Below are 14717 nucleotides of genomic sequence, written 5' to 3'. Positions count from 1 at the left end.
CAAATCCTGCACGCGATGCCAAGCACATGGGCATCTGGCGATCGAACTGCGAACGGAGAAAGCTTGCGTCACCAACCAACTGTGCGGTTTCTTACGCTTCGGCAGAGTCGGCTATCCGTTGGTCGGACATGACCGTATGCCTGGTTCATGTCCCACGTTCAGACCGCCTCGACCAGCCACGTTGCTTCCGCTCCACAGCGGGACGCCGCATCCCGGCACGAAGCGGTCGACGACGTTCTCAGTTTGGTTCCCCATCTGCTGTCGATCGCCAAGTCGGTGCGGCAGCTCGTCGGCATCAAGCTCGCCGGAACGGAGGTCCTGGTCGGTCAGGACGCGATGCTGCTCTTGTTCGACGGCGACGAGGCGTTGCCCGTGTCCGAGGTCGCCTGCCGGCTCTCGGTGCGCCCGTCGACCGTGTCGAAGATGGCCGATCGGCTGGTCGCTAAGGGCTGGCTGGTGCGGCAGACGGGGCCGGATGATGCCCGCCAAACCCTCGTCCGGTTGACCGGGGACGGCCGGCGCGTCAGCGACGAGGTTCGAGCCCTCGAGGCTTCGCTCGACGCCGAACTCGCGACCGCGCTCGGCGCCGACCGAAGCATGATCAAGACCCTCGCGCAGTTGGATGCGGTGCTCGCCAAGCGCCTCAGTCGACTGCGCTAGTGCCCGACCACGGGTCCCGGCAGCAGCCGCACGACTGGGTCGGCGTCGCCAAGTCCTGGCGGAGTCGCGTCGAGGACGTCGTTCGACGGTTGCGGGCGCGAAGATCACGAGGACATTTGGGCGGGGCCTAAGTTCGACGTGCCCAGCCAAGTTCCCGGAGGACGCTGAGTGACCAGCCATCGATCGCCGTATGGTTAGGAGGTTGTCGGACACGGATCCTGCAAAACAGAACGGCGCCGAGACGCGGTGACGGCAAGCGATCATCCTAGCCACCGTCGCGCGAACCCCGGCGGAGTTCGGTGATCGCCGCCGTCAGTTTCGATGGTTCGAGGGGCTTTTGCAGGCATGGGATGTCAGCGAGGTCGGGCGGTATGGCGGACGCGTCGTATCCGGTCACGAACAGCATGGCGATGCCGTGGCCCTTGATGGTCCGCGCGAGATCGAAGCTCCGGCTGGTCCCTAGGTTGATGTCCACGACCGCGCAGTCCGGTGTCTGCTCCTGAAGTACCGCAAGCGCGTCGTCGGCCGAGGCGCACGGTCCGAGAACCGTCGCTCCGGCACGTTCCAGGGCCTGCCTCGCGTCGTCGGCCAGGTAGTAGTCGTCCTCGACCACGAGGACGGTGCTGCCCGAAAGGGATGGGGTCCGGCTCATGTTAGTGTCTCCCTCCGTCCCGCGACGGGCAAGTCGGTCTGGAGAACGCTTTCCGCGTGCACGAGCGGGAAGGAGATGCGGCAGACCAGTCCATCGGGTCTGAGGTCCACTTCGCCCCGGCCCTTCAGCTCGTACGGGACGCGCCGGGTGATCAGCTCCGTTCCGAACCCTTCCCTCCGCCCCGGCGTCGATGGAACGGTCACGCCGCTTTCCCGCCATTCGAGTTCCACCCAGTCCTGCCCGTCGCTCGGAGCCAACCACCAAGCAACGTCGATCCGGCCGCCGGGCTGTGCGAGCGCACCGTACTTCGCAGCGTTCGTCGCCAGTTCGTGGATGGCGAGCGTCACCACCTCGGCCGCCTTCGGGGCGAGAGGGACAGCCGGACCGTCCATCGACACGGCGTGCTCGCCGGGCGACTGCGCCAGCAGTTCGTCGCGAACGATCACCTCGAGGTTGACCCCCATCCCCTCGGCCCGCGTGAGCAGCACCTGTGTTCGCGACATGGCGGCGATCCGACCAGCGAGATCCATCCGGAGGTCCTCGGCCGTGCCCGAAACGTCGCTGCGCCGCACGATCGCGGCGATCATCGCGAGCACGTTGCGCACGCGGTGCTGCAACTCATCCTGAAGCACCGCCTTCCGTTCCTCGGCCCGGTGGCGCTCGGTGATGTCCTGGGCGATCTTCATGAACCCCCGGACGGAGCCATCCGCTTGGCGCAGGGCAACGGTCTGGCCGTCGAGGAACACGCGCTTCCCGCCCTTCGCGGCATGCCACCGAATGTTCGGGGTCGCACCGCTCTCGCTCGCGCGCGCCATCTCCCTTTCGGGCACGTCGTTCGAGCGGTCCTCCGGCGTGAAGATCGTCGCGAGGGGTTGGCCGACCATCTCCGCCTCGGTCCAGCCGAAGACCGCCGCAGCGCCGGGAAACCAGGCGGTGATGACGTTTTCCGGATCGCTCAGGACGATCGCGTGCTCGTGCGCGTGTTCCACCACCAGCCGGAAGCGCTCATCGACATCCGCCAGTTCACCGACCGTGCGCAAGCGGTCGATGACCGGACCGAGCACCATGCAATAGGTCCGCAGGAACTGGATGTCCTCCTCGCCGAAGTGGCGCGGTTCCCGGGCGTCGACCTGCAACAGGCCGAAAGGCCGCCTGCCAGGCAGGAAGATCGGCACGTTCACGAGGGCCACCACGCCGTGGTCCCGCATGAACGCGGGAACCTCGAAGCGCTCCTCGCTCGCCGTGTCCACGGTGACGACCGGGATTCCCGCCTCGAGCGCGAAGGATTCCGACGAACGCTCGCTCATCGTGATGCGCATCCTGCCGACGATGCCGTCGCTCCAGCCATGCCCGGCGCGGACAAGAGCCGTGCCGCGGCCCGGCTCGATTTCGAGGATCTTCGCCAGGTCGGTGCCGAGCGCTTCGGCGACGAGACGGCACGCTTCGTCCAGGATCTCTTGAAGGTTGTCGGAGCGGAGCACCAATTCGCCGAAGTCCGCTAAAACCTTCTGGCGGTCGACGAGATCTACACGGCTGGTGTTCATCCCTAAGGTCGGTCCTGTCCGGCCCGGCCGTGAACCGATCCGGCGAGGCGATGCTCGAAAGAAGCCGGCCAGACTTGCACGGACGACCGCGGTCCTGCCGCCGATCGCGACGCGACTCTGCGTAAAGTCATGGACGGATGAAAGGGTCCGCGCCGCAAGGGCGTCCCGCCGGACTCATTCGTTAGCGACGCCACGAATTCAAAGCTCTCCCGCTCGGACCATGTTGCGAACCACGCCAGCATCGGCGCTTCCGCGAAACCAGGTCCAGACTTCAGCCGGCCGCCGCCGCTGCCGGAAACGCGTTCTTCGCGTGGTCCACGAACGTTCGGATTTTGGGCGTCTGGTATCGGCTAGCGGCAAAGAGGGCGTTGACGGGGACCAACGGCTTCGACCAGCCCGGCAGGACCTCATCGAGGCAACCGTCGGCAACGAACCGCGCGGCCTGGAAGCGCGGCAGCAGCCCGATGCCGAGCCCGGCCACGACGGCATCCCGCGCCGCCAAGTTGTTGTTGACGAGCAGGCGTGGGGCGAGGCGCAGGGTTTCCGCTTCGCGGCCACGGCGCAGGACGAGTTCGGCGACGCGCCCAGGCGGATGCCTCGACGACCCGCAAGTTCGGGGGAACGGGGCTCGGCCTCGCGATCACCCAAGCATTCTGTCGCCTGCTCGGCGGCGACATCGGCGCGACGAGCGTCCTCGGCGGGGGAATGACGTTCACGATCCGCATCCCGGCGGAGGTGACAGTCGTCGAAGAAGAGCCGCTGCCCGTCACGGCGGGAACCCTCGCGGTCGGGCCGGCAGGCACGGTGTTGGCGATCGACGACGATCCGCATGCCCGCGAACTGGTGACGCGCTTTCTGTCGAAGGAGGGCTTTGCGGTCCGCACCGCCTCTGACGGCGTCGCGGGTTTTGAGATGGCGCGTGCGCTGGTGCGGGACGGGATTCTCCTCGACGTGACGATGCCAAAGAAGGACGGCTGGTCCGTGCTGGCGGAACTGAAGGAGGACCCGGCGCTGGCCGCGATCCCGGTGGTGATGATCACCATCATGGACGAGCAGAGCTCGGCTTCGCGCTCGGCGCTTCGGACTACCTGCTGAAGCCCGTCGAATGGGACAAGCTGAAGGAGGTCATGGACCGCTTCCGGGCGGACGGCTCGGGCGTCGTGCTCGCGATCGAGGACGACGTCGATACCTTGGCGCGTTATGCAGCCATGATCGAGCGTCAAGGATTCGCTTTCCTTTCGGCGACGAACGGGCGCATCGGCTTGGAGCGGGTGCGGGAGCGCAAGCCCGACCTGATCCTGCTCGACCTCAACATGCCCGAGATGGACGGCTTCGACTTCCTGAAGGAACTGCGCGCCGAGCCGCAATGGCGGGATATCCCGGTGGTGGTCCTGTCGTCGAAGGACCTCACCCGCGCCGAGCGCTCGACGCTGGAGGGCGCCGCCGACCAGGTCCTCGCCAAGACCGAAGCGTCGATGCGCGAGCTTTCCACGCGGATTCGCGAGATCGTGTCGGCGCGGCACGTATGACGCGGGGGATCGGTTCGAACCATTGCCGACGTCAGCCTCGAATGACCGTCGAGATCCGGAACTCCCGCATTGCGGTCAGCACGGGCAGCAGGCTTCGTCCAGCCGCCGTGAGGCCGTATTCGACGCGCGGCGGTTGCTGACCGAAGTCCCGCCGCGAAAGCAAACCGTCCCGTTCGAGCTGCCGGAGTTGCTGCGTAAGCATCTTCTGCGAGACGTTGGGAATGTCGCGAGCAACTGCAAGGTGCGCATCGTCGGCTCGGCGAACAGGCGAAACAGGATCGCGAGCTTCCAGCGTCCGCTGATCATGCCGAGAACCTCGGTCACGTGTGCGGCCGAACCGTCCGGGCCGAGGCAAACGCTCCGCTCCTCCCGCGTTATGGGCACTTCAAGGTGTGTAATGGACTCGCGCATCGCCTTGTCTCCATAAGCCCCCGCCGCAGCGCAAGGACGACGTGATGGACCTGAAGATCGAGGGAAGGGTGGCGCTGGTCACCGGCAGCAGCAAGGGCATCGGCGAAGGCATCGCCCGCCGCCTCACGCAGGAGGGCGCGGTGGTCGTCGTCCACGGCCGGGACCAGCTCAAAGCTGAGCAGGTCGCTCACGACATCGTCGCCGAGGGCGGACGCGCCCATGTCGTGACGGGCGACCTCACGAACGACGACGAGGTCGAGCGTCTCGTCGAACAGGCGCAGGGCCTCGCCGGACCCGTCGAGATCCTCGTCAACAACGCCGGCGGCTCGGGCGCAACGGAAGACTGGACCACGACGCGGCTTGAGACGTGGGCGAGGGTCTACGACCGCAACACCCTCGCCGCCGTCCGGGTGATCACCCGCGTCCTGCCGGGGATGCGGGAAGCCGGATGGGGACGGATCGTCAACATCTCCAGCCTCGCCGCCCGGATGCCGCCCGCCGGACGGCCGGAGTATTCCGCCGCGAAGGCGGCCATGGCGGCGATGAGCGCCTCCCTGGCGAAAGCTGTCGCCGGGGAGGGCATCACCGTCAACACGGTCTCGCCGGGGACGATCCGGAGCGAAAGGCTCGAAGCCGCCTTCCACAAGGTTGCCGCCGATCAGGGGCTTCCGGTCGATGCGCCGTGGGAGGAGGTCGAGCGGGCGGCGCTTCCCGTGTTCGCGGCGGTTCCGATGGGCCGTGTCGGAACGCTCGAAGAGATCGCCGATGCGATCGCCTTCCTCGTCAGCCCGCGAGCCGGCTACATCACCGGCATGGACATTCGGGTCGACGGCGGGGCATGGCCGGGGCTCTAGCGTCCCGCACGGTCCGACATGACGACGCCCTATCGAGTTCCCGGGAAGCCCTAGCCCGCGGTGCGGGGCGAGCCTTGCCGGAGGTCCGCGACGGTTAGCCAGATCGCGGATACCAGGAAGTAGAAGGCGCCGAAGGCGGCATAGGGGGCGACGCTGACGATGCCGGCCGGGTCCGGTCCGTAGGCTCTGCTGACCATGAAGACGCCCGCCAGGCCGGACTGGGCGCCGCTCAGGATCATCACCCATTGGGCGCCGAACGACCTCCAGCGGCGAACCGCGGTGGCGAGCTGGAAGATGCCGGAGAAGCCGGCCCAGATGCCGAAGACGAGCAGCACGCCGTTCATGCTGGTGCCGAGCGCGGCGGCGACCGCGAGCGTGGCGAGTACGCTGACGACGAGGTTCAGCATCTGCGGCTTGTTGCGGCCAAGGCCGCCGCTGCGTCGGGCATCGACGAAGTTGGCCAGCGCGTCCCAGGACGGATAGCCGACCAGCATGACAGCGGCCAACGTCGGCACGTCCTCCGCGATCAGGAAAGCCGCGGCGACCCAGAGCGCCGAGAAGGCGAAGCGGGCGAAGTAGTAGTTCCGGAGCCATCCCGCGGATGATCGGGCAGGAAGCTGTACATTTGTGTGCGTAGTCACCGGGTCTCTCCGACTGTCTGTCCGGCAGCTAGAGATGCGGGCGTCGCAGCGGAAATCGTTTGTTCCGATACCAGCTATCCGGCTGAGGGATCGTTCGTGCAAGGCGAAGCACGGTCGCCGATCATCACGGGAGGGGGCGGATGCATCTGCGCGGACTGGATCTCAACCTCCTGGTTGCGCTCGATGCCCTCTTGACCGAGAGGAACGTCACCCGCGCCGCCGAGCGCATCCATATCTCGCAGCCCGGAATGAGCGAGGCGCTGCGCAAGTTGCGCCATCACTTCGACGACCGGCTGCTCGAGCGGATCGGGCGCGATCTCGAGCTGACCGCCAAAGGCCGGGCGCTCGCCGATCCGGTGAAGACCATACTTGCGCGGATCTCCAAACTGGGCGACCGGTCGGCCGACTTCGACCCTTCCATCCAGCGACGGCTCTTTCGGGTGGCCGCCACGACCTACGGCTGCGAGATCGTGGCGGTGCCGCTTTTGTCCCGGCTGCGGGAGGTCGCCCCGCTGGTCAGCGTCGAGTTCGAGGAGCTCGCGACGGATACCGCGGACCGCATCGTCGACGGACGCGTGGACTTCGCGATCACGATCTCGGCCCGCCTGCTCGACAGGATGCAGGTCCACGAGGAAGCCCTGCGATCGGAGCCGCTGTTCACCGACGGGTTCGTCGTGGCGATCTCGAAGGATTGCCCGTTTGCCGGCGATGCAATCTCGGCCGACGAGTTGTGCGGCATGGAGTATGTCGAGACGCGGTTCGGCGGATCGATCACGGGTGTGGCCGAGCAGCTCTGGCGCCAGCAGCCGAGGCAGCCGCGCATCTGCGCCTGGCTGCCGAACTTCCATCTGACGCTCGACACGGTCGGCAGGACCGGGATGGCGACTATCCTGCCGGCACTGATGGTCGCGACGCACGGCGATCGGTACAACGTGCGAGCCCTTCCCGTGCCGTTCGAGATGCCGGTGCTCGAGGAGCGGCTCTACTGGCACCGACGGAACGACAGCGATCCGGGTCACATGTGGCTGCAACGGATGATCGAGACGATAGCCAGCGGCATTAGAGGCTAAGTTCGATCGATCCTGAAGGACGATGCGACGAGCCATTTGGACTGCCAGTCTCCAAAACCGATCATGGGTTAGTCGTAAGTGAGCACCGTAAGATGTCCGCTTTCGAGGAGTCCTTCGAAGGCCGCCGAACGTCTCTTGTGGATCGGAAGCGGATGGACCGCTTCCAAGCGGTTATTTCCTCGGTACTGATAGGCTCGAGAGTATGGGTTTCCGCAGCCCCGCTTTCGTTAAGCACTGCTTGGAAGCAGACCGTCGCCGATCCGAGACGCTCCGAGACAGTTTGCACCGACGACGTTTCGCGGCGAAGATCGCTCGACTTCCACGTGTGCGAATCAAGCGACGTCAGGGCGGCTGGTTGCCATGTACCTTTCGAGGGTCATCATCGAGAACTTCCGGAACTTCCGCCGGCTCGACGTGGCGCTCGCTGGCGACGCCGTGATCGTCGGAGAGAACGGCGTCGGCAAGAGCAACCTCCTTTTCGCGCTCCGGCTGATCTTCGATCCATCGCTGCCGGACACGGCCAGGCAACTCGGGATCGCCGACTTCTGGGATGGGCTGGGCGGTCCGGACGTGGACTCGGTGATGACCGTTTCGGTCGAGATCAAGGACTTCGAGTGGGATCTCGACGTGCTGGCGGTCCTCACCGACTTTCGGCTCGACGCGGACGCGAGCACGGTCCGTCTGACCTACCGCCTGCGGACGCGTCCAGGCCTGGAGGACGACCCCACCACGGACGCCGACTTCGTGTTCACCTGCTTCGGCGGCGAGGACGAGAGGCGGCGCTTCGGCCATGACCTCCGTCGCCGGATCACGATGGACGTCCTCCCCGCGTTGCGCGACGCCGAAGGCGATCTCGCGGCGTGGCGACGGTCGCCGCTGCGCCCGCTGATCGAGGACGCCTTCGCCGGCATCGATCAGGACGAACTGGAAGCCGTGGGCGAGAAGATCGCCGAGGCGACCGGGGCGGTACTCGAGTTCGACGAGGTGCGGACGCTGGAGACGAGGATCGCCGAAGCGTTCTTGAGCTTGGCCGGCAAGAAGCAGGACGTCCGGGCGACGCTTGGATTTTCCGCGACGGCCGCTTCGCGCATCGCTCGGCAGGTCCGGTTGCTGGTTGACGAAGGGCGGAGGGGCGTCGGCGAGGCGAGCCTCGGCTCGGCGAACCTCGTCTTCTTCACGCTGAAGCTTCTCGAACTGCAGCGGTCCATCGACCGGAACCGTCGCGACCACGGACTGCTGGCCGTCGAGGAACCGGAAGCGCACCTGCATCCTCATCTGCAGCGTCTGGTCTATCGGCACCTGTTCGAGACGTTCGTCAACGGACCGCGGCACGAAGGCAGGAAGCCGTTGTCCTTGGTATTGACGACGCACTCGCCGCACATCGCAAGCGTCGCGCCGTTGGCGTCGCTCCTGCTGTTGCGACGCGAAGGCAGGTCAGGGACGGTCGGCTACTCGACGGCGAACGCCGGTTTCTCCGACAAGGACGTCGACGATCTCGCCCGCTATCTCGACGTGACGCGGGCGGAACTGGTCTTCGCCCGCGGCGTGATCCTGGTCGAAGGCGACGCCGAACGATTTCTGATGCCGACGTTCGCAGCCGAGATGGGCGTGTCGCTGGACGAGCAGGGAATAACCGTTTGTTCGGTCGCCGGCACGAACTTCCAGCCGTACGCGAAGCTGTTGTGCGCGTTGGGCATCCCGTTCACGGTTGTCACCGACTACGACGAGGTCGACGGCGAACCGCTGGCCTTCAACCGGGCGGTCGCCCTCGTCAGGACTATCGACGAGGCGCAAAAAGGGGGCGACACCGATCTCGTCATTCGACGAATCGAGGACGAGCCGACGTACGAGGATGCTTTCGAACGCTGCGAACGGTTCGGTATCCACGTCAACTCCGACACGCTCGAAATGGAGTTGTTCGGCAGCGGCTTTTCCGACGCGATGCTGGAAACCTTGGAAGAAAGGAACTGGCGGGGAGAACGGCGGACTGCGCTCGACGGATGGCACGTCGATCCGCGGACCGTCGAAAGGAAGCTGATGCTGGACATGATCGAGACGATCGGCAAGGGGCGCTTCGCGCAGCGTCTCGCGACGCGCATCGTCGGCAAGGGGGTGCCGGGTTACGTCGAGCGCGCAATCCAGTTCGTGATCGACCGTGTCTGATCGCTTTCTCTATCGAGGGGCGGCGGAAGACCTGCGCGCCAACGACGCTCAATGGCGGGCCTACGAGTCGACCGGCCACTGCGTGCTGCTCGCCGGCCCTGGCAGCGGCAAGACGAAGACGCTCGCGACCAAGCTCGCCCGGATGCTGGACGAGGACGTCGAGGCACCGCGTGGCTTGGCCTGCATCACTTACAACAACGAGTGCGCCCGCGAGATCGAGCAGCGTCTGGACGCCCTCGGGGTGTCTCGGAGCGGCCGGGTCTTCGTCGGGACGGTCCATTCGTTCTCGCTGACGCAGATCGTGCTGCCCTATGCGCGGTCCGCCGGTCTCGGCCTTCCGGACGATTTCGAGGTGGCGACCGAGCAGCAGCAGCGGCAAGCGTTCGAACGGGCCTACAACCGCGTCGCACCGGGACCGCAAACCCCAGCAAGCTGGCGCTTCCGGGCAAACCGATATCGCCGGACGTATGTGAATCGGGGTCGCCCGGAATGGCGCGAGACCGACGCGACGCTGGCGGCCCTGGTCGAAACCTACGAGGCGGAGCTTCGCGCCTTGGGAACTGTCGACTTCGACGACATGCCGCTGCTGGCGCTTCGGGCCCTTGCCGAGAACGGATGGCTCCGCACCGCGCTCGTGGCCAAGTACCCGATCCTCGCCGTGGACGAATACCAAGACCTCGGCACGGCGTTGCATTCCATGGTGCTCGGGCTCTGCTTCCGGGCGGGCATGCGTCTGTTCGCGGTCGGGGACGTCGATCAGTCCATCTACGGCTTCATCGGGGCCGCCCCCGACCTCCTGCGCCGGTTGTCGGAGCGTGACGACGTCGAGACGATTCGGCTCGGGATCAATTACCGGTGCGGCTCGCGTATCGTCACCGCTTCGGAATACGCGCTCGGAGAGGCGAGGGGTTATCGCGCTTCGGATGGAGCGCCCGAAGGGACGATCTACTTCCATCCCAAGGCCGGCACGTCCGCGGATCGGGCACGTTTCCTCGTCGGCGAGTTGCTGCCGGCGATCCAGGGTCGCCATGCCGGTCTGCGTCTCGGCGAGGTCGCGGTCCTCTATGCCACCGCCTCGATGGGAGACGAGGTCGCCGACGCGGCGGCAGCCGCCGGCATTGCGACCGTCCGGACCGACGGGAACGCTCTCTACCCCCGCGGCAGCCGCCTGATGCGTTGGTTGGAGCAATGCGCCGTCTGGTGCTGCGGCGGGTGGCGGACGGGTCGACCGCGAATGGCGAACCTCGTCGAGGAAGGATGTCGTCTCTTTCGCGACGTCGTCGCCGACGAGGATGGGCGCGTCGTGTTTCGCCGGCTCCTGGTCGAGAACCTTTGGGCACACCGCGACGCTGCCGCGAGCTTGCACGACTGGCTCGCCGACATGGACGCCGAGATCGTCCGACCGATGGTGGAACGCGTACGGACGCTGGCCGAAGAACGTGAGACGCTTGTCGCGTTCATAGCCCGCCTCCACGACGGCGATCCTGGCGCTATGGCGCTCGGCGATTTTTCCGGCATCGGCATCGGGGCCGACCGCTTGAACCTGTCGACCCTGCACAGCGCCAAGGGACGCGAGTTCGACGTCGTCGTGCTCTTCGAGATGGACGAGGGCAAGCTTCCCCGCAACAACCCTCTCCAGGACGAGCTTCGGGAGGCGAGGCGTCTCTTCTATGTCGGCATCACCCGAGCGCGGAAGGAGGTCCACCTGATATACGGCATGCAGTCGCCGTCGCGCTTCGTGGCTGATCTCGAGCAGCGGCTTGCCGGGTCCGGGTAGGGCGCAGTCGGACGACCGGCCGGGCATACGACGTTGCGTCAGGACGCGACGCCGTTCGACGAGGCGGCGGTGTGGTCGCCTTCGACGAGGTTCTCGCCTCGTGGTCGACCGTCAGGACGTAGACCGCGCTCGCCGGTCGCAGAATGACGGTGTGACGCGCTCGGCTAGATCCATCCCCGCATCAACGCGTACCGGGCCGCCGCCGACACTGCGGCATGGATGATCGGCAGGGCGAGGATGGCGAACGCCGCCAGGACGAGACAGCCGGCTCGCGTGAAGGTCTTGAACTTGCGCAGCGCGATCTGACTCTGCACCGAAACCTGAACGGCGAGATCGTCCAGGTAGCGTTCCGTGCAGGACGATCCATCCGGCGGATAATAACGCTCTCGGATGCGATGGATGTATTGATCCGTCTTCAACGAGGCGATGTCGCCGAAGTAGAGAAGGTTCTTGGAACCATCCTCGTCGGAGTGATGGTGATGGTGAAGGAACCGCGGAAGGAACGATCTCAGCGTGAGGAGGGCGGCGACGAACAGGATGGGCAACACGGCCAGGAATGCCTTGTCGTAGTTCATCGGGAGCTTGTCGGGCGCTCTCAGCAGGCCGATGATCGCGCCGATCCAGACCGAGCAGAACGTCAGGAGAGCGGCATTCTTCGTCTCCGCGAACTTCACGAAGTCGATCATCCGCCCGTGATGGGTGGAGAGGAGTTTCTCGAAGCTGTCCTGCTGGTCGTCCTTCGCCATGCTGCAACTTCCCGATCAAGCCGCTTCTCGGACGGCCGCGTCCGAATGGCGCGCAAGCGGACAACCATCCATGGTTCCGCAGCACGTAACCTTCGCCTCGGCGAAGAATTCGAAGAACCTGCGCTCGGCTTCGACGCGTCCGCGAACGGACATCCCGAGATCGGCCAGCGCTCCGGCGTGATCCTCACAGGCGGTCAGCGGCAGGCGACGGTGGTTGGAACGCTCGCAGCGACAGCGCGAGCGCAACGTCATGATCTGCTGTCGCTCCTCGTTCAGCGTCGCGATCTTCTTCCCGTCGAGTAGGAGGCGAAGCCGTCGGCTACCCTTTCCGCGTACCGTCCGGGTCGTGAGGCGGTCCTCGCGCAGCACCGTCTCGAAGGACGGACCGAGTTTCGACGCGGCGATCTCCGCCCTCTTCTGGAAGCGCGACGCTTCCTGGCCATGGGCTCTGGCGTCGCCCTTGCCCGGCCAACGCCGTAGGCGCCCGGCCACGATCTGCCGGTGAAGGAAGATGAGCAGCTTCCCCCACCACAATTCGATGTCCGGGCGAGTGGAAAAGGACAGCGGTTCGTCCTCGTCCCAGTAGAGGCAGAACGTGCCCCCCGAGTTGATGTGACGCTCGGGACAGAAGCACGGCAGGTTGACCGGCGCCGCTTCCCTCGCGATCAGTGTGTCGGAAACCTCCGCGATCTCCAGGAGGAAGGTCGGACCGCTGGCGCCGGAGTCCAGCAGTGGACGGACGGATGCGAACATCCGTCCGGCGTCGCCTCGGATGAACTCGCCGCGGTTCACCTCGATCACCTCTCGAAGGAGCGCCAGCGCACTCACGACGGCTCTCCTACCCCTTCGAATAGGGTCGGAACGGCGTCGCAGCCGCCCGGGCGACCGCCGGGGTGCCGAGGACGACGCTGGACGCCCGTATCGCCTTCGCCGCCTTGTTGCCGTCCGCCTCGAGGCTCTCCATGACGACGTCGTAGGTCAGGCCCGACTGCAGCCGTCCAGAACCGAACAACGTCCGAACCGAAGCTGGACCCGTGTCGTAGGCGCTTTTTCCGATCGCGGTATCTGTCCCGTCGCAACGCTTCTGTTGATTCTCCGCTCCCACGACGGTGCGGCCGATCGCGCAGCGTACCCGCGAGCCTTGCATCCCGAGCCGCGTGATCGCCGTCGGTCCGATCTCGAATCCGATCGCGAGTCCCAGGTCGTCGACGGCCACGCCGTTGTCGCCCAGGCGTTCGAGCGCGAGTTCGAAACTGCTGCGGAGCGCCCCGGCACAGATCGCTCCGGTCGAGACCGTCGCCTCGACGTCGGTCGCCTGTGCCGTGCCGTCGAGCAGATGTCCGTGGACGCAGTCGCCTATGAAACGGATGCGTCGGCCGCCGAAATCGGCGGACAGCACACGGTCGAGTTCGGCACGGATCACGTGCAGGCAGCGGACGATGTCCTCCCGGTTGTCGTCCAGATGCGCGTCCACGTAAGCCGTGAAGTTGTCGATGTCGGCGTAAACCGAGACCGTTTCCATGCGTCTCGAGTTTCCCGGCGTCAGGACCGCGATGTCCAGATCCCTGAGTGGAGGGGTCGCTCGGGAGAATACGAAGGAGCCGATGGGGTTAGCATCGTTGTCCTTGCGCCATTCGTCGATGACGGTCGACTTGGAAACTTCGAGATCGGCGGCTTCCTCGCATTGCGCGATCTCGTCCGCGGTCAGCGCGGTGGTGGCGGTCTCGTCCTCGTCGAATTCGTCGAGACCGATGGCACGACGAGCTTCGTTGGTCAGGAAGATGCCGACCTGGGTCCCGTTCGATGCGAGCTTTGCCGCCATGTTCGCCGGTTGGCCGAGAAACAGCGGTTCGCGATAGCCGCTTCGACCGTTGTTGACGACGAGTGCGCGTCCTGTGTCGATGCCCACGCGAACCTCGGCGTCGGGAATATGCTCGTCGTCGTCGCCGGTCTCGGCGAGGACGTCGACGACGAGCTTGGCGATGGCGACGGCACGGTTGACCCGCGTCGCCTCGTCGTCGTCACCGTAGGGCTTGGCCACGACGGCGTGCAGACGCTGGTTGTGGAAGTCGACGCGCCTGGTGTTGGTCTTTCGCAGGATCCGATGCACGGCCCGTTGATGAAGGTTCAGGAAGCGTAGGGCGCGTTTGTGGCTCGTGATCCCGTCGACCTCGGTGGAGGACAGGATGCCCTCGAAGTTCAGGATGTCGACGTAGAGGTGAACGGCGTCCATCCGGTACGCCTTATTCGTCGGAATCGACTCCAACGACATGTCACGCTTGTAGTCGACGATCTCGACCGTTTCGACGTCTTTGAGCTTCCTGTCGATGGCCGCCTTCGCGCGATCGTGCTTCCAGTTGTTGGCCATGTGTCTTCTCCGTCTGACCGTTGCTGCCGCGCTTCGCCGAACTGGCATCTGAGCGTGAGGCCGCTGCTGTTCGTCCGAGCCGGGTACACAAGGCCTGACGATTTTCCTGTTTTGTTCCTTTGACGAGTCCTGCACGCCGATCGGCGTGCAGGAGTATCTTTTCATTGGTTCACCTGATCAGGGTGAGCCGGTTTCATGCGATTTTGAGCAGGTTATAGTGACGTTGAGCCAGATGCGGTGACGCGTCAGGCGCGACCATCATTTGCGATGAGCTTGACCAGCATATGCGGTTGAAGACCGTC

General features: G+C 65.7%; 14 protein-coding genes and 1 pseudogene. 7 read left to right on the top strand and 8 right to left on the bottom strand.

From position 1 onward, the window contains the following. The first annotated feature begins 147 nt into the window (after nucleotides 1–147). Entirely contained in the window at nucleotides 148–660 is a 513-nt protein-coding gene (locus tag F6X38_RS04450; RefSeq protein ID WP_150968318.1) for a MarR family winged helix-turn-helix transcriptional regulator, read from the top strand. A 265-nt stretch (nucleotides 661–925) separates the two neighbouring features. Here F6X38_RS04450 and F6X38_RS04445 read toward each other — a convergent pair whose 3' ends face one another. The 3 genes from F6X38_RS04445 to F6X38_RS04435 form a co-directional block, all read right to left on the bottom strand. Further along, nucleotides 926–1312 (bottom strand): response regulator, encoded by a 387-nt coding sequence (locus F6X38_RS04445; RefSeq protein ID WP_150968317.1) that lies wholly within the window; start codon nucleotides 1310–1312, stop codon nucleotides 926–928. Continuing rightward, nucleotides 1309–2856 carry a sensor histidine kinase gene (locus tag F6X38_RS04440; RefSeq protein WP_150968316.1) on the bottom strand — a complete coding sequence of 516 codons (1548 nt, stop codon included), beginning with the start codon at nucleotides 2854–2856 and terminating at the stop codon, nucleotides 1309–1311. The genes F6X38_RS04445 and F6X38_RS04440 overlap by 4 nt, the downstream gene beginning before the upstream one ends. 271 nt (nucleotides 2857–3127) lie before the next feature. Beyond that, nucleotides 3128–3376, bottom strand: coding sequence for a LysR substrate-binding domain-containing protein (locus tag F6X38_RS04435; protein ID WP_246191202.1), 249 nt, complete (start codon nucleotides 3374–3376; stop codon nucleotides 3128–3130). A 2-nt stretch (nucleotides 3377–3378) separates the two neighbouring features. Between F6X38_RS04435 and F6X38_RS04430 the strand changes: the two genes are divergently transcribed. Both F6X38_RS04430 and F6X38_RS04425 read left to right on the top strand, forming a co-directional pair. Beyond that, nucleotides 3379–3951: a response regulator gene (locus F6X38_RS04430; RefSeq protein WP_150968314.1), complete on the top strand. Its 573-nt coding sequence runs from the start codon at nucleotides 3379–3381 to the stop codon at nucleotides 3949–3951. Nucleotides 3952–3983: 32 nt separating this feature from the next. Continuing rightward, entirely contained in the window at nucleotides 3984–4385 is a 402-nt protein-coding gene (locus F6X38_RS04425) for a response regulator (protein WP_150968313.1), read from the top strand. Between the two features lie 31 nt (nucleotides 4386–4416). Here the strand turns inward: F6X38_RS04425 and F6X38_RS04420 are convergent. Next, nucleotides 4417–4796 (bottom strand): annotated as a pseudogene (locus tag F6X38_RS04420) (winged helix-turn-helix transcriptional regulator). Nucleotides 4797–4840: 44 nt separating this feature from the next. Here F6X38_RS04420 and F6X38_RS04415 point away from each other — a divergent pair. Continuing rightward, a complete protein-coding gene (locus tag F6X38_RS04415; protein ID WP_150968312.1) occupies nucleotides 4841–5650 on the top strand; it encodes an SDR family NAD(P)-dependent oxidoreductase in 810 nt (269 codons plus the stop codon). Nucleotides 5651–5700: 50 nt separating this feature from the next. Here the strand turns inward: F6X38_RS04415 and F6X38_RS04410 are convergent, their stop codons facing one another. Then, entirely contained in the window at nucleotides 5701–6291 is a 591-nt protein-coding gene (locus F6X38_RS04410) for a DUF308 domain-containing protein (protein WP_150968311.1), read from the bottom strand. 140 nt (nucleotides 6292–6431) lie between these two features. Here F6X38_RS04410 and F6X38_RS04405 point away from each other — a divergent pair, with 140 nt between their 5' ends. The 3 genes from F6X38_RS04405 to F6X38_RS04395 all read left to right on the top strand — a co-directional run bounded on the left by F6X38_RS04405 (nucleotide 6432) and on the right by F6X38_RS04395 (nucleotide 11301). Then, nucleotides 6432–7361 (top strand): LysR family transcriptional regulator, encoded by a 930-nt coding sequence (locus F6X38_RS04405; protein ID WP_150968310.1) that lies wholly within the window; start codon nucleotides 6432–6434, stop codon nucleotides 7359–7361. Nucleotides 7362–7721: 360 nt separating this feature from the next. Further along, complete coding sequence (locus F6X38_RS04400; protein ID WP_150968309.1) at nucleotides 7722–9524, top strand: ATP-dependent nuclease; 1803 nt, start codon at nucleotides 7722–7724, stop codon at nucleotides 9522–9524. Then, nucleotides 9517–11301 carry an ATP-dependent helicase gene (locus tag F6X38_RS04395; RefSeq protein ID WP_150968308.1) on the top strand — a complete coding sequence of 595 codons (1785 nt, stop codon included), beginning with the start codon at nucleotides 9517–9519 and terminating at the stop codon, nucleotides 11299–11301. The genes F6X38_RS04400 and F6X38_RS04395 overlap by 8 nt, the downstream gene beginning before the upstream one ends. Before the next feature lie 164 nt (nucleotides 11302–11465). Here F6X38_RS04395 and F6X38_RS04390 read toward each other — a convergent pair whose 3' ends face one another. The 3 genes from F6X38_RS04390 to F6X38_RS04380 are packed head-to-tail and all read right to left on the bottom strand — an operon-like array spanning nucleotide 11466 to nucleotide 14580. Beyond that, complete coding sequence (locus F6X38_RS04390; protein ID WP_150968307.1) at nucleotides 11466–12047, bottom strand: Pycsar system effector family protein; 582 nt, start codon at nucleotides 12045–12047, stop codon at nucleotides 11466–11468. Between the two features lie 15 nt (nucleotides 12048–12062). After that, nucleotides 12063–12875, bottom strand: a complete 813-nt coding sequence (locus tag F6X38_RS04385; RefSeq protein WP_150968306.1) for an E2 domain-associated cysteine-rich protein — start codon at nucleotides 12873–12875, stop codon at nucleotides 12063–12065. Nucleotides 12876–12885: 10 nt separating this feature from the next. Beyond that, complete coding sequence (locus F6X38_RS04380; protein ID WP_246191188.1) at nucleotides 12886–14580, bottom strand: adenylate/guanylate cyclase domain-containing protein; 1695 nt, start codon at nucleotides 14578–14580, stop codon at nucleotides 12886–12888. Between the last annotated feature and the right edge of the window lie 137 nt (nucleotides 14581–14717).

It is taken from the genome of Plantimonas leprariae (assembly GCF_008802405.1).
Classification (GTDB): domain Bacteria; phylum Pseudomonadota; class Alphaproteobacteria; order Rhizobiales; family Rhizobiaceae; genus Plantimonas; species Plantimonas leprariae.
Note: the sequence above shows the minus strand (reverse complement) of the source record. Positions and strands in the feature narration are given on the sequence as shown.